The 13,092-nt window shown below is 70.7% G+C and carries 13 protein-coding genes; 3 read left to right on the forward strand and 10 right to left on the reverse strand.

Going from position 1 to position 13,092, the window contains the following annotated elements:
- The first annotated feature begins 79 nt into the window (after positions 1–79).
- Positions 80–217, forward strand: coding sequence for a hypothetical protein (locus ALI22I_RS49910; RefSeq protein WP_202971146.1), 138 nt, complete (start codon positions 80–82; stop codon positions 215–217).
- Here ALI22I_RS49910 and ALI22I_RS36380 read toward each other — a convergent pair.
- From ALI22I_RS36380 to guaB, 5 genes are all read right to left on the reverse strand, one after another.
- Entirely contained in the window at positions 198–1,490 is a 1,293-nt protein-coding gene (locus tag ALI22I_RS36380; protein ID WP_083752252.1) for an FAD-dependent monooxygenase, read from the reverse strand. The genes ALI22I_RS49910 and ALI22I_RS36380 overlap by 20 nt on opposite strands.
- A gap of 13 nt (positions 1,491–1,503) precedes the next feature.
- On the reverse strand, positions 1,504–2,463 hold the full coding sequence (locus ALI22I_RS36385; RefSeq protein ID WP_077010047.1) for an MBL fold metallo-hydrolase: 960 nt from the start codon (positions 2,461–2,463) through the stop codon (positions 1,504–1,506).
- 33 nt (positions 2,464–2,496) lie between these two features.
- The gene (locus ALI22I_RS36390; protein WP_077010048.1) at positions 2,497–4,215 is read right to left on the reverse strand and encodes an FAD-dependent oxidoreductase; all 1,719 of its coding nucleotides are present in this window, start codon (positions 4,213–4,215) and stop codon (positions 2,497–2,499) included.
- Between the two features lie 156 nt (positions 4,216–4,371).
- Positions 4,372–5,505 (reverse strand): GuaB3 family IMP dehydrogenase-related protein, encoded by a 1,134-nt coding sequence (locus ALI22I_RS36395; RefSeq protein ID WP_077010049.1) that lies wholly within the window; start codon positions 5,503–5,505, stop codon positions 4,372–4,374.
- Positions 5,506–5,558: 53 nt separating this feature from the next.
- Positions 5,559–7,070 (reverse strand): IMP dehydrogenase, encoded by a 1,512-nt coding sequence (gene guaB, locus ALI22I_RS36400; RefSeq protein ID WP_077010050.1) that lies wholly within the window; start codon positions 7,068–7,070, stop codon positions 5,559–5,561.
- Between the two features lie 66 nt (positions 7,071–7,136).
- Between guaB and ALI22I_RS36405 the strand changes: the two genes are divergently transcribed.
- Positions 7,137–7,586: a DUF5319 domain-containing protein gene (locus ALI22I_RS36405; RefSeq protein ID WP_077010051.1), complete on the forward strand. Its 450-nt coding sequence runs from the start codon at positions 7,137–7,139 to the stop codon at positions 7,584–7,586.
- A gap of 60 nt (positions 7,587–7,646) precedes the next feature.
- Here ALI22I_RS36405 and ALI22I_RS36410 read toward each other — a convergent pair whose 3' ends face one another.
- The 5 genes from ALI22I_RS36410 to ALI22I_RS36430 form a co-directional block, all read right to left on the reverse strand.
- Positions 7,647–8,594, reverse strand: a complete 948-nt coding sequence (locus ALI22I_RS36410) for an anti-sigma-D factor RsdA (RefSeq protein ID WP_077010052.1) — start codon at positions 8,592–8,594, stop codon at positions 7,647–7,649.
- Positions 8,595–9,167, reverse strand: coding sequence for a sigma-70 family RNA polymerase sigma factor (locus ALI22I_RS36415; RefSeq protein WP_033436769.1), 573 nt, complete (start codon positions 9,165–9,167; stop codon positions 8,595–8,597).
- A gap of 357 nt (positions 9,168–9,524) precedes the next feature.
- Positions 9,525–10,121 carry a response regulator transcription factor gene (locus ALI22I_RS36420; protein ID WP_015805222.1) on the reverse strand — a complete coding sequence of 199 codons (597 nt, stop codon included), beginning with the start codon at positions 10,119–10,121 and terminating at the stop codon, positions 9,525–9,527.
- Between the two features lie 80 nt (positions 10,122–10,201).
- A complete protein-coding gene (locus ALI22I_RS36425; RefSeq protein ID WP_179118474.1) occupies positions 10,202–11,143 on the reverse strand; it encodes a hypothetical protein in 942 nt (313 codons plus the stop codon).
- Between the two features lie 437 nt (positions 11,144–11,580).
- Positions 11,581–12,585 carry a MerR family transcriptional regulator gene (locus ALI22I_RS36430; protein WP_083752287.1) on the reverse strand — a complete coding sequence of 335 codons (1,005 nt, stop codon included), beginning with the start codon at positions 12,583–12,585 and terminating at the stop codon, positions 11,581–11,583.
- Between the two features lie 190 nt (positions 12,586–12,775).
- Between ALI22I_RS36430 and ALI22I_RS36435 the strand changes: the two genes are divergently transcribed.
- Positions 12,776–13,072 carry a WhiB family transcriptional regulator gene (locus ALI22I_RS36435; protein WP_033428626.1) on the forward strand — a complete coding sequence of 99 codons (297 nt, stop codon included), beginning with the start codon at positions 12,776–12,778 and terminating at the stop codon, positions 13,070–13,072.
- The last annotated feature ends 20 nt before the right edge of the window (positions 13,073–13,092 follow it).

Genomic DNA, 13,092 nt, shown 5'->3' on the forward strand with positions numbered 1-13,092 from the left:
CGGAACTGGCCGCCGACCTGGCCGACGAGTCGCGGTTCGCCAAGCACCTCGCGCTGCGTGCATCGGGCGGCAGTTCGCGGTGCACGAAGCCACGTTGGCGCTGGGCACGCTGCTGCGCCGCTACGACCTGGTCGGCTCACCGGACTACGAGCTGCGGGTCGCGGAAATGCTGACCCTGAAACCGGAAGGGTTCACGCTCACGCCCCGCCGACGGTGAAGCCCTTGGCCCGGCGCAGGGCTTGGTCCAGGTCGGCCGGGGCGACGGCGGCGGTGTGGCCGTCGGGGCGGATCAGGGTGTCGCCCTCGACGGTGAAGTCCGGGCCGTAGCGGTGGCTTCGCGGGCGGAGTTCGCCGTCGCCGTTGGTGGTCAGCGGTGAGTCGCGGTAGGGGAAGGGCTCGAACATCCGGCCCGAGTCGATCCGGTCGGTCAGGCCGTTCTCCAGGACGTGACGGCGGTGGGCGCGTTCGGCTTCGGTCCGCGGCACCAGGAAGCGCATGGTCTCGCCGGTGACGCGCAGGTTCTCGTCGGCGGCCGCGGCACGTTCCTGGTGGTAGGACTCCAGCAGGTACGGGCCGGCGTCACCGGCGCGGTCGAGGGCGATCTTCCACGCCGCGTTGTCCGCGTCGCAGATGCCGGAGTTCAGGCCGCGCGCGCCGAACGGGCTCATCACGTGCGCGGCGTCGCCCGCCAGCAGCACGTTGCCCGAGCGGAAGCGGAACGCCCGGCGCTGGTGGAAGCGGTACGTGGACTGCCACAGCACTTCGTACGGACGGTCGCCGGTGATGGCGCGGATGTGGTCCGCGGTCAGCTCGAACCCCTCCGGCACCTGCCAGTCGATGCGGTGCACACCATCGGGTTGTGGGTGCACGAGAACCTGTCGGCCGGGGTTCCACGGCGGGTCGAAGTAGAAGCGGCGTTCCGGCTCGGGGTGGCCGAGGTCCACCCGGATGTCGGCGATGACGAACCGGTCGGCGAACGAGTGGCCGTCGAACGGGATGCCGAGCAGGTCGCGGACCGTGGAGCGGGCGCCGTCGGCGGCCACGCAGTGCGTGCCCTCGTACGTCCGGTCCGGTGTGCGCACTGTGACGTGGTCGGTTTGTCGTACGCCAACGACTTCCTGGCCGTAGCGGAGGTCGATCAGCGGTTCCTGGCAGGCTTTCGCGTGCAGGATCTGCTCGACGACGGTCTGCGGGGTGTTGACGAACGGCGGGAAGCCCTCGGCCTGCGGCAGCTCGATGGTGAGCACTTCGCGGTCGCGGTAGTAGGTCCGGCCGCGGTACCAGGTGACGCCCGCGTCGACCACGGCCTGGCCGACGCCGACGCGTTCCAGGATGTTCAGCACGTCCCGGTGCACGCAGATCGACCGGCTGCCGACGGCTTGGCGGCGTTCGGCGGCCTCCAGCACGATCGTCGGCACGCCCGCACGGGCCAGCAGGAGCGCGGCGGTGAGACCGACCGGGCCCGCGCCGACCACCAGCACCGGAGTCATCGCACGCCCCGGATCATTGCAACGCCCCCCACACCTCGCGGTCCCGTTCGGCGGTCCAGATCCGGGGCCAGTCCACGCCGTCGCACTCGTCCCAGTACCGCTGCACGTCGAACGGCAGGCAGTGCTCGAAGATCGGCCAACGGCCGTAGCGCGGTGCGAGGGCGGCGTGGGCGGCCTCGAACGCGTCCTTCACCGTGCCGCCGCTGAGGTGCACCGTCCCGACCGTGCGGCGGAGTTCGTTGAGGAAGTGCCGGGACTGGGCGATGGCCGCGTCCACCTCGGTCCGGTCACGGGCCGGTGCGCCGCGACCGCCGACGAGCTGTTCGGCACCTAACGCGGCGACGCGGTCGAGGGTCGACGTCGCCCACTCGTTGTGGAACGCGTCGCCGGTGTAGAGCGCGGCCTGCGATTCGACCAGGTCACCCGCGAACAGGATGCGCTGGTGCGGCAGCCACGCCACGATGTCGCCCGCCGTGTGGCCACGCCCGCAGAACCGCAGCTCGACGTCACCCCGGTCACCACCGAGCGGGATGGTGAGCCGGTCGGAGAACGTCAGGGTCGGCCAGGTCAGGCCGGGAATGCCCTCGGGCTCCTCGAACAGCCGGGGCATCCGGCCGTACTCGCTGAGCCAGTCCGCCCGCCCGCGTTCGGCGATCAGGGTCTTGGTGTTCTCGTGGGCGATGATCTCGGCGGCGTCGAACGCGCTCGCACCCAGCGTCCGGACCGCGTGGTAGTGGCTCAGGACCAGGTAGCGGACGGGTTTGTCGGTGTGCCGGCGGAGCAGGTCGAGCCAGCGCCGGGCGGCCTTCGGCGTGGCGCGGGCCTCGACGCAGACCAGGAAGTCCTCGCCCTCGATCGCGCCGACGTTCGGGTCGCCGTCGGCGGTCAGGGTGTAGACACCGTCGGCCAACTCGACGAACTTCTCGTCCTTGGGCGCGAGGTCGGCGCTGGACGCGAACGGCTTCGTTGCCACACAACCCACCATAGGGCCATTGGCACCGCGCGGTCAGGACGGCTTGACCTCCACGATCGGCAGCCTGAGAGCGCCGGGCGCGGCGGCCGGGACGGCGGGGTTCTTCGGCATCACCGGAGCGATCCGCCGATACCCGGACGCCTGGTCCGGGCGCTGGTCCGGCTCCCCCTTGTTCGGCCACACCGAGAACGCCCGCTCGGCCTGCGCGGTGATGGTGAGCGAAGGGTTCACGCCCAGGTTCGCCGAGATCGCCGCGCCGTCCACCACGGACAGGCCCGGGTAGCTGTAGACCCGGTGGTACGGGTCGATCACGCCGCTGTCCGGGTCCGCGCCGATCGGGCAGCCGCCGATGAAGTGCGCGGTCAGGGGGATGTTGAACAGCTCGCCCCAGGTGCCGCCCGCCATGCCGTCGATGTGCTTGGCCGCCAGCACGTTCGCCCGGTGCCCGGCCGGGATGAACGTCGGGTTCGGTTGACCGTGCCCCTGCTTCGAGCTGAGCTTGCGCCCGAACAGGCCCTTGCGGGTGAACGTGGTGATGGAGTTGTCCAGGCTCTGCATCACCAGCAGGATCACCGTCCGCTCGCTCCACCGGTGCACCGACAGCAGCCGCGCCAACCGGACCGGGTGCCGCACCCCCTGGGACAGGAACTGGAGGATGCGCGGCGTCGACTTCGCGCCGTCGGTGGCCAGCGTCTGCAACAGCCCCATGACGTTGCTGCCCTTGCCGTAGCGGACCGGCTCGATGTGGGTCTGCTCGTCCGGGTGGATGGACGACGTGATCGCCACGCCCTGGCTGAAGTTGCGCTCCTCGTCCACCGTGAACCGACCGGCGCCGATGATCGACTCGGAGTTCGTCCTGGTCAGCTCGCCGAGCTTGGGCGAGAGCCGCGGCAGCACGCCGTCGGCCTTCATCCGGTGCAGCAACTGCTGGGTGCCCCACGTGCCCGCGGCCAGCACGACCTGGCCCGCGGTGATCGTGCGGCGGCTCTTGCGGAGCTTGCCGCCGGTCCGCCGCGTGCCGACCGCCCACGTGCCGTCCGGCGCCTGCCGCAGGTCGGTCACGGTGGTCAGCGGCAGCACCTGCGCGCCGTTCCGCTCGGCCAGGTAGAGGTAGTTCTTGACCAGCGTGTTCTTCGCGCCGACCCGGCAACCGGACATGCACGCGCCGCACTCCGTGCAGCCGGTCCGGCTCGGCCCCGCACCACCGAAGTACGGGTCCTCGGCGGGCTTGCCGGGCTCGCCGAAGAACACACCGACCGGCGTCGGGTGGAAGCTGTCGGCGACGCCCATCTCCTCGGCGACCTGCCGCATCACCACGTCCGACGGCGTCGTGCTCGGGTTCTGCACCACGCCCAGCATCCGACTCGCCTGGTCGTAGAACGGCGCCAGCTCGGCTTCCCAGTCGGTGATGTGCGCCCACTGCCGGTCCGAATAGAACGGCTTGAGCGGCCGGTACAGGGTGTTGGCGTACACCAGCGACCCGCCGCCGACCCCGGAACCGGCCAGGATCATCACGCTGCGCAGGGCGTGGATGCGCTGGATGCCGTAGCAGCCCAGCGCGGGCGCCCACAGGTAGCGGCGCAGGTCCCAGGACGTCTTGGCGAACTCGTCGTCGGCGAACCGGCGGCCGGCCTCGATGACGGCCACCCGGTAGCCCTTCTCGGTGAGTCGGAGCGCGGCGACGCTGCCACCGAAACCCGAACCCACGACCACGACGTCGTAATCGGTTTTGTTACCGGCGAGTTCAGCCATGGTTGCGAGGTTAGGCGTTACCTCAAGTAACAGCTACTCCCAATCGGTTCAGTGTTGGATTGCGCCGCCTCCGGCGTCGCGGGCTCGGTCGCCTGGAAGTCGACCTCGCTGCCCAGTCAACCGAGCCCGCCGTCTGCGGAGCAGCGGCAATCCAACTCAGCCGCGGATCGTCAGGCCGACCTTCTGGAACTCCTTGAGGTCCGAGTAGCCCGTCTTGGCCATCGCGCGCTTCAGCGAGCCGAACAGGTTCGTCACGCCGCGCGGGTCCACCGACGGGCCGAACAGCAGGCTGCGCAGGTCCACCACCTGGTCCACACCGGTGGACACGTGGCTGCGCGGCACCGACGGGTGCGCCGACGCGGCGGTCCAGTACAGGCCCTGGCCCGGCGCCTCGGAGGCCGCCGCCAGCGGCTCGCCCAGCATCACCGCGTCCGCGCCGCAGGCGATCGACTTGGCGATGTCACCGCTGGTCAGCACGCCGCCGTCGGCGATCACGTGCACGTACCGGCCACCGGTCTCGTCCAGGTAGTCCCGACGCGCCGCGGCGGCGTCGGCGATCGCGGTGGCCATCGGGACACCGATGCCGAGCACCGAGTCCGTCGTGGTCACGCCCGGCGTGTAGCCGTAGCCGACGATCACGCCCGCCGCGCCCGTGCGCATCAGGTGCATCGCGGTCCGGTAGTCGCCCACGCCACCCGCGATCACCGGGATGTCGAGGTCGGCGATGAACGACTTCAGGTTCAGCGGCTCGCCGTCGCGCGAGACGTGCTCGGCCGAGATGATCGTGCCCTGCACGACCAGGATCTCGACGCCCGCCGCCAGCAGGTCAGGGGTCAGCTCGGCCGCGCGCTGCGGGCTGACCCGCACCGCCACCGTCACGCCCGACTCGCGCACCTGCTTGACGGCCTCGGCGATCAGGTCCATCCGCACCGGGGCCGAGTGCAGCTCCTGGAGCACCCGCACCGGCGCGCCCGGGTCGTCGGTGTCCTCCACCGCCTGCACCAGCCGGAACAGCGCCTCTTCCACGTCACCGTGCCGGGCCCACAGGCCCTCCGCGTTGAGCACGCCCAAGCCGCCCAGCTCGCCGATCGCGACCGCCGTGCCCGGCGACACGATCGCGTCCGTGGGGTGGGTGATCAGCGGGATCTCGAACCGGTAGGCATCGATCTGCCACGCCGTGGAGACGTCCTTGGAGGACCGGGTCCTCCGCGACGGGATGATCTCCAGGTCGTCCAGTTCGTAGGCCCGCCTCGCGGTCCGGCCCATGCCGATCTCGACCAGATCGCGCACCTTAGTCGTCCTTCCGTGGAACGAGCGGAACCCGGGAACACTAGCTCACAGGTTCACCGGGTCGTGTAGTTCGGGGCTTCCACGGTCATCGTGATGTCGTGCGGGTGGCTTTCCTTCAGACCGGCCGCCGTGATCCGCACCAGCTGCTTCTGCTGGAGGTCCGCGATCGTCTTCGAGCCGGTGTACCCCATCGCGGCCCGCAGACCGCCCGACAGCTGGTGCACCACGGTGGACAGCGGACCGCGGAACGGCGTGCGGCCCTCGATGCCCTCCGGCACCAGCTTGTCCTCGGACAGCACGTCGTCCTGGAAGTAGCGGTCCTTCGAGTACGACTTGGCCTCGCCACGACCCTGGAGGGCCGCCAGCGAGCCCATGCCCCGGTAGGTCTTGAACTGCTTGCCGTTGACCAGCACCAACTCGCCCGGCGCCTCGGCGGTGCCCGCGAGGAGGCTGCCCAGCATCACCGCGCTCGCGCCGGCCGCGATGGCCTTGGCGATGTCGCCCGAGTACTGGATGCCGCCGTCACCGATCACCGGCACACCCGCCGGGGCGCACGCCAGGCTCGCCTCGTAGATCGCGGTGATCTGCGGCACGCCGACGCCCGCGACGACGCGCGTGGTGCAGATGGAGCCGGGGCCGACGCCGACCTTCACCCCGTCCGCGCCCGCGTCCACCAGCGCCTGGGCGCCCCCGCGGGTGGCGACGTTGCCGCCGACCACGTCCACCTCGTCGCCCAGTTCCTTCTTCACCCGCGCCACCATCTCCAGCACGTTGCGCTGGTGGCCGTGCGCGGTGTCGACCATGATCACGTCCACGCCCGCGTCGGCCAACGCCATCGCGCGCGCGAAGCTGTCCTCTCCGACGCCGATCGCGGCGGCGCACAGCAGCCTGCCGTCCGGGTCCTTCGAGGCGTTCGGGTACTGCTCGGTCTTGACGAAGTCCTTGACCGTGATCAGGCCGCGCAGCTTGCCCTCGCCGTCCACGATCGGCAGCTTCTCGATCTTGTGCCGGCGCAGCAGACCCAACGCGGCCTCGGCCGACACGCCGACCTGGGCGGTGACCAGCGGTCCCTTGGTCATCACCTCGCTGACCTTGCGCGAGTGGTCGACCTCGAAGCGCATGTCGCGGTTGGTGATGATGCCGACGAGCTTGCCCGCGGCGTCGGTCACCGGCACACCGGAGATCCGGTAGCGCGCGCACAGCTCGTCGACGTGGCGGATCGTGTCGTCCGGGGTGCACGTGACGGGGTCGCTCACCATGCCCGCCTCGGACCGCTTCACCGTCTCGACCTGGCGGGCCTGCTCCTCGATCGACAGGTTGCGGTGCAGCACACCGATACCGCCCTGGCGCGCCATCGAGATGGCCATCCGGCCCTCGGTCACGGTGTCCATCGCGGCCGACGCCAGCGGAACCCGCAGGGTGATGTTGCGGGAGATCTTGGTGCTGGTGTCCGCGCCGCTCGGGACGATCTCCGACTCGGCGGGCAGCAGCAGTACGTCGTCGAAGGTCAGTCCCAGCATGGCGAACTTGGGCGGGACTCCATCAGCGTTGAGTTCGCTGGTCATGGCGGCTGGCTTGCCTTCCGTCGTGCGGTGATCCCGCCGTCGCGGATCGGGTTTCCCGCAGCGGCGATGGGTTCAGCCCATGGTATCTGGACGTGGTCGGGGGTCCGCCCGGTACCGTGCGGGGTCGTGCCGCACGACGCGTTGCCACCAGACCCGTTCGCGGGCGACCCGGAAGACCCCGCCCGGGTCCTCGGCGAGCCCGAGCCCGACCACGACCACCCGCCGATGGACGATACCGAGCGGGCCGAGCTGATCGGCGACCTCAGCGACCTCGCCGTGTACCAGGCACTGCTGGAACCCCGTGGTGTCAGGGGGATCGTGGTGGACTGCGGCGAGTGCCAGGAACCGCACTACCACGACTGGGCGCTGCTGCGGTCGAGCCTGGAGCAGCTGCTGGCCGACGGCCGGATGCGCCCGCACGAGCCCGCGTACGACCCCGATCCGACAGCCTACGTCAGCTGGGAGTACTGCCGGGGCTACGCCGACGGCGTCACCGCGACCGAGAGCGCCCGCTGACGATGTGACCAAGCCCGCCCCTCGTGCGGGGCGGGCTTGGTCACAGGCGTGTTCCGCGTCTTAGTTGGCGGGTTCGGTCCGGTTGGGCTCGACCTGGTTGGGCTCGGTGGCGCCGGGAGTGGTCTCGCCCCTGGTGTTGCCGATCGCCGGTGACTCGCCCGCCGTCGTCGTCGGTGGCGGCTGCGCCGTGCCGTCCGTCGTGGTCGGGACCGTCTCGGTGGTCGTCGTCGGCGCGGTCGTCGTGGGCTCCGCGGTCGTGGTCTCCGAGGGCGACGACGCGTTGGTCGTCGTGGTCGGCACCGTCGGCGTCGTGGACGGGGCATCCGTGGACGGCGTGCCGGTCGGCGTCGGCGTGGTGCTGGTCAGCTGCTGCAACAGCGACGAGTGCTCCAGGGTCAGGTCGTCCTTGCCGTCGTCCGGTGAGACCGACGGCAGGCTCTCGCCCGCCTTGAGCAGCGCGTCGCGCGCCTCGCTGTACCGACCGTCGCGCAGTGCCGCGCGCGCGGTGTCGAGGTCGAGGTTGACCGCGACGGCGGCTTCGACGGATCGCGCGTGCTCGGAGTAGAGGACCCTGGTCAGGCCCCAGAGCGTGTCGCCGGGCTGGGCGTCGCGGGCGACCAGGCTCATCCCGGTGAACGCGATCGCCAGCACGGCGGCGGCGCTCGCGAGGGGGATGAGGAATCGGTGCCTGCCCGGCGGTTGGGGGCGGGCCGCGGCGATCGTGGCCACCGCCGTCTCGGTGTCGACGAGCTCACCCATGGGTGGGTCGTCGACCTCACGCCGCCAAGCCAGCAGCAGCGCGTTCAGCTCGTCGTCGACGAGCGAGCCCGGCAGTTCGCCGTCACGCTCGCCCAACGCGTCGAGCAGCACGTCATCAGCTCGGATGCCCGCGAGGTCGTCCCCCGGCTGGACCGAGCTGTCCTCGGCCAGGGTGTCATCAGACTGCGGCGGTCTCTCATCACGTCCGCGCACGACTTCTCCGTTGCCCTTCTCGTGCTGGTCAGCCACTCAGACCACCTCCTCCGCTGCCAACGTTTTGCGAAGGCGGGCCAGGGCGCGGTGTTGCGCCACCCGAACCGCGCCCGGCGTGGAGCCGACCGCGTCGGCGGTCTCTTCGGCCGACAGACCGACGACCACTCGAAGCAACAGGATTTCCCGCTGCTTCTCCGGAAGGACCTTCAGGAGCACCGCCATCCGCTCCGACAACTCGCCCTGCATGGCGCGCTGCTCCGGACCGGCCTCCGTTTCAGGCGCGTCAGGGACCTCCGGGACCGGTTCGGACCGGTTCCGGGCTGCGGAGCGATGCGCGTCGGCCACCTTGTGCGCGGCGATCCCGTAAACGAACGCCAAGAACGGCCGACCTTGGTCGCGATAGCTGGGCAGGGCCGTCAGCACCGCGAGACACACCTCCTGGGCCACGTCGTCCGCCGAAGCGAACGACCTCTCCTGCCTTCCGACTCGGGCGCGGCAGTACCGCACCACGAGGGGTCGGATGGATGCCAGGAGCCGCTCGATCGCGTGGCGGTCGCCATCGACGGCTGCGCCCACTTCGGCGTCCAGTCCGTCCCCCAAGTTGGTCATCGCAGACAACTGCCCTGGTGTTACGCGTAGGCGTACCGACAAAGAACAGCACGGGACGCTCGACGTCGCCCGTACCGGTGATGCTTACCGTACCGGTCGCACGACCGGATGTTGGGCAACGGGGCCCTGAAGGGGTCTTTAGACCTCACCCGACCGGCCGACACGTCCCAGGCCCACGTCTTGGGCCACCGTGGGCCCACGTCCAGGTCACAAGGCCTGGAACGCACGGCTCAGACGCACGACCGGCCCGGCGACGGTGATGTCACCGCGCCGGGCCGGGCCGGAGGAAGGAATGCCGGTGTGACCCGTCCTACGGGCCTTACGGGCTGGTCCCACGCGCCCTCGTCCTAGAGGGTCCTAGGAGACGAGGCCACGCCGGAAGCCGTGCGCGACGGCCTGCGCCCGGTCGCGGACGCCGAGCTTGCGGAACAAGCGCCGGGCATGTGTCTTCACCGTGTCCTCTGACAGGTAGAGCTCGCGCCCGATCTGCCCGTTGCTCTTGCCCTGACTCATCCCGCGCAGCACCTGGAGCTCTCGCTCGGTGAGCTGTACGCCCGGGTCCGACGGCTGGCGCGGCGCGGGCACACTGGTGCTCGCGAGGGTGTGCGCCAGGGCGGCCACCAGCTCGGGACGCGAGGCGTCCCAGCGGAGGTAGCCGCGGGCTCCGCCGGCGATCGCGGCGGCGATGCTGCCCGCGTCGTCCGGTGCGCCGAAGACGATGACGTTTGCCTGCGGGTTGGCCGAGACGAGTCGCCGGGTCGCTTCGACCCCGGTCGGGACGGCGCGCTGGGTACCAACCAGTACGACGTCGACCGGCTGCCGAGAGAACCGAGCCAACAACTCGTCACCGTGCGCTACGCAGTCGATGCGGCTAACCCCTGGGACAGCCGACATCACGCGGGTGAGACCCTCCCGCACACTGCGCCGGTCGTCACAAATAAGGACCGTGGTCACGGGGACTCCTTCCTGCAGCCGAGTGACGTTCCACATCCCCTATCGGACGCTAGGGCCCGAACCTTGACACGATCCGGTGCTTAATCCGTCAAGAAGTTCATCTGGGCGTCTGCGTTCGGGGGTTCCCCGGAACGGAGCAGCGCGGTCGGCACCCACGGGGAGTGGGCCGCCAGACGGCGACCGAGGGGGTCGGCTCTGCGCAACACGCAGCTCAGAGCGTTTTTGGCGCTTTCCTTCACGTTTGAGCTGTCCGCAATAGTGCGGTCCGCCTGCGCGTTCGCCAGGACAAGCGCCGTCGGCCAGATCAACGAGAAAAGCCTTCGACGGTCAGTGTGATTTAGGTCACACTGAAGCAAGTTGAGCCCTCGTCCGACGCTTTCGGGTGTCCCCCACACCACCAACGCGACCCCCAGAACGAGGTCGGACTTGAGGATGTGTCGCGTTCCGTTGGCTTCACGGGCGGTGGCAGCAGCGACCTCGGCCGGAGGAACCGCGTGCTCGGCGTGACCGCCGGCCAAGGCGATCTCGGCGGCCAGCCACTGGTGCCGAACCCGACTGCGCCAACCGTGCGGCTCGACCCTCGCGTGCAGTCGCCGCGCCTCGGTAAGCCGTCCCGCCCCGATCGCGTCCGCCGCCAGCCCGAGGAGAGCGTCCGCTCTCGCCCCCGCCGCGTCGACATCGTCCTCATCGCCGCCTCCTCCAGCGGGCGCCATGGCCAACGCCCGCCCGTCCAGCACCCGTGCCGCCGCGTGGCCACCCAGTTGCCGACGGTGGGACGCCAGCGTCGAAGCTGCCAACGACCCGAACAGCCCACCGCCCACGATCAACTCACCGAGCACCGAAGCCGCCGCCGCGTAATGCCCCTGCCCACCCAGCACCACGGCCGCCAACCACCGCTCCTCAACCCCACCCCGCAGCGCACCCCAGACCTCAACCTCAGGCCGATCCCCGAACGCCGCCCGCCGCAGCTCCACTGCCCCCGCCCCCATCTCAATTCGCCACGCCCCACCCTCCTCCGCCACCGCCCCTCCCGGAACCCCCCAGCCAGAACCGAGCAGTCCTCACTTCAACCCCACGCACCCCACTAATAACGACCGCCACCCCGGCCACTCCGGCACCAGTAATGCCGTGACGGGAGCCGCTGCGGATTCGCGAGGCAGGCCCAGGTGCCACTGACGCGAGTTGTCCACAGGCAGCGCCCGAACCGCCGCGGATTGTCGGACCCGCGTGGCAAAGTCAAAGCAGGGGTCCCCCTGGCGGGGGCCCCTGCGGAGCGAGCAGCGCAGCCGAGCGGGACCGCTGGGGCCGACAGGGTCAGCGAAGCGCTGGAGCGGGCGAGCGGCCGGCGCCGGAGAGCGGGCGGGGTTGCGGGCTAGCCGGCGGGAGTGAGCCAGGCGGTGGAGAGCGGGCGGGGTAGCGGGGTAACGCGCGGGAGTGAGCCGGGTGGTGGGGAGCGGGGTCAGCAGACGGCGCGTTCGATGGCGTCCGCTGCTGATGCCAGGTCGTTGATCCGCTCCGCCGGCTGTGGCACGACGCCGCGTTCCCAGCCTGGGCCGCCGGCGAAGACGCGGACCTGCTGGCGGGTCCTCGGCAGCGCCGTCACGACACCCGGATCGGCGTAGCGCGGCAGCTGTGCCCACAGGACCACCGCGGCGGGAGCCGTTCGGCGGACGGCGGCGGCCAGGGCGTCGGCCGGCAGTGCCGCGCCCAACTGCCTGGCACCCACACCGCGCTGCGCCAACACCGCCGCCAACGGGTACAGCGGCAGGTCGTGGCGCTCGTCCGGCATGCACGTCAGCAGCACGGGGCGGTGGTTGCGCGGGCTGGTCACGATCGGGGTCGCGCGCACCAGAGTGGCCAGGACGCACTCCTCTACCAGGTGCGACACCTCCACCCCCACACCCGAGTGCTCCCACCTCGCCGCGATCGCGGCCATCACCGGGCGGACCACCTCGTCCCACGTGGTGACCACGCCGTCCGCCTCCAGCGCGTCCGCCAGCAGCATCTGCACGGCCGCCGAGTCCATCGCCAGCGCCGCCCGGCCCACTCCCCGTGCCCGGCGGTTCGCCGCCTGCAACTTCAGGCCACGCCCACCGGTCGGAACGCCGCCGTCGACCTCACCGCCGGTCAACACGGCGTGCGCGGCGGTCCGCAGCGGGGGGATGGGGCTCGCCAGGGCGTACTTGGCGGCTTCGGCGGATGACGCCCCGCGCAGCAGGGCCCGCTGCATCAACTCCAGTCGCGCCACGTCGAGTGGCGCGTACTTGCGGTGTCGCCCGGTTGTGTGATCACTGGGTCCGAGGCCGTACCGGCGGTCCCAGGTGCGCAGAGTGGCCGGCGCGACGCCCAACCTGCGGGCCACGGCGGCCACCGAGAGGGTCACCGAATGCGCGGGATCGTCCTCTGCCGCAACGGTTTCCCGTTCGCCTTCCGGCACGGTCCCGGTGTGGTCGGGGGGCGTCATCACGCTGACATCGTCCGTTCACTTCGCGTCACCGGCAACTCCAGTTGTGAGCGCTAACCGATCACCCATCGAATGAATTGTCGCCAAATGCCCCCAGACCCCCTTGAACAAGTTTTGGCGCGGTTCTACGGTGGATCATCGTTAAGCCGAATGGAGCAGTTCTCGTCCATGGGCCAAGGAGGCGGTCTCGATGGCGGACACCCGAAGGCTTCCCGGTCCCAACGCGGATCTGTGGGACTGGCAGATGCGCGGCTCGTGCCGCGGGATGGACAGCGCGTTCTTCTTCCACCCGGACGGGGAGCGCGGACCGGCGCGGGCACGGCGGGAGGCACGGGCGAAGGCCGTGTGCCTGTCGTGCCCGGTGTTGGAGATGTGTCGGCGGCACGCCTTGGCGGTGCAGGAGCCCTACGGGATCTGGGGCGGCCTCTCGGAATCCGAGCGGGACAGCATCATCAAGGCGCGCAAGCGGCAGTTGACGCCTGCTTGACGCCGAACGTGCGGGAGGGG

The organism is Saccharothrix sp. ALI-22-I (assembly GCF_001984175.1).
Taxonomy (GTDB): domain Bacteria; phylum Actinomycetota; class Actinomycetes; order Mycobacteriales; family Pseudonocardiaceae; genus Actinosynnema.

Bases quoted from the DNA above. Each gene is read 5' to 3' on its own strand.
- ALI22I_RS36380 (WP_083752252.1), bottom strand. From the start codon at position 1,490: ATGACTCCGGTGCTGGTGGTCGGCGCGGGCCCGGTCGGTCTCACCGCC.
- ALI22I_RS36390 (WP_077010048.1), bottom strand. From the start codon at position 4,215: ATGGCTGAACTCGCCGGTAACAAAACCGATTACGACGTCGTGGTCGTG.
- guaB (WP_077010050.1), bottom strand. From the start codon at position 7,070: ATGACCAGCGAACTCAACGCTGATGGAGTCCCGCCCAAGTTCGCCATG.
- ALI22I_RS36405 (WP_077010051.1), top strand. From the start codon at position 7,137: ATGGGTTCAGCCCATGGTATCTGGACGTGGTCGGGGGTCCGCCCGGTA.
- ALI22I_RS36415 (WP_033436769.1), bottom strand. From the start codon at position 9,167: ATGACCAACTTGGGGGACGGACTGGACGCCGAAGTGGGCGCAGCCGTC.
- ALI22I_RS36430 (WP_083752287.1), bottom strand. From the start codon at position 12,585: ATGACGCCCCCCGACCACACCGGGACCGTGCCGGAAGGCGAACGGGAA.
- ALI22I_RS36435 (WP_033428626.1), top strand. From the start codon at position 12,776: ATGGCGGACACCCGAAGGCTTCCCGGTCCCAACGCGGATCTGTGGGAC.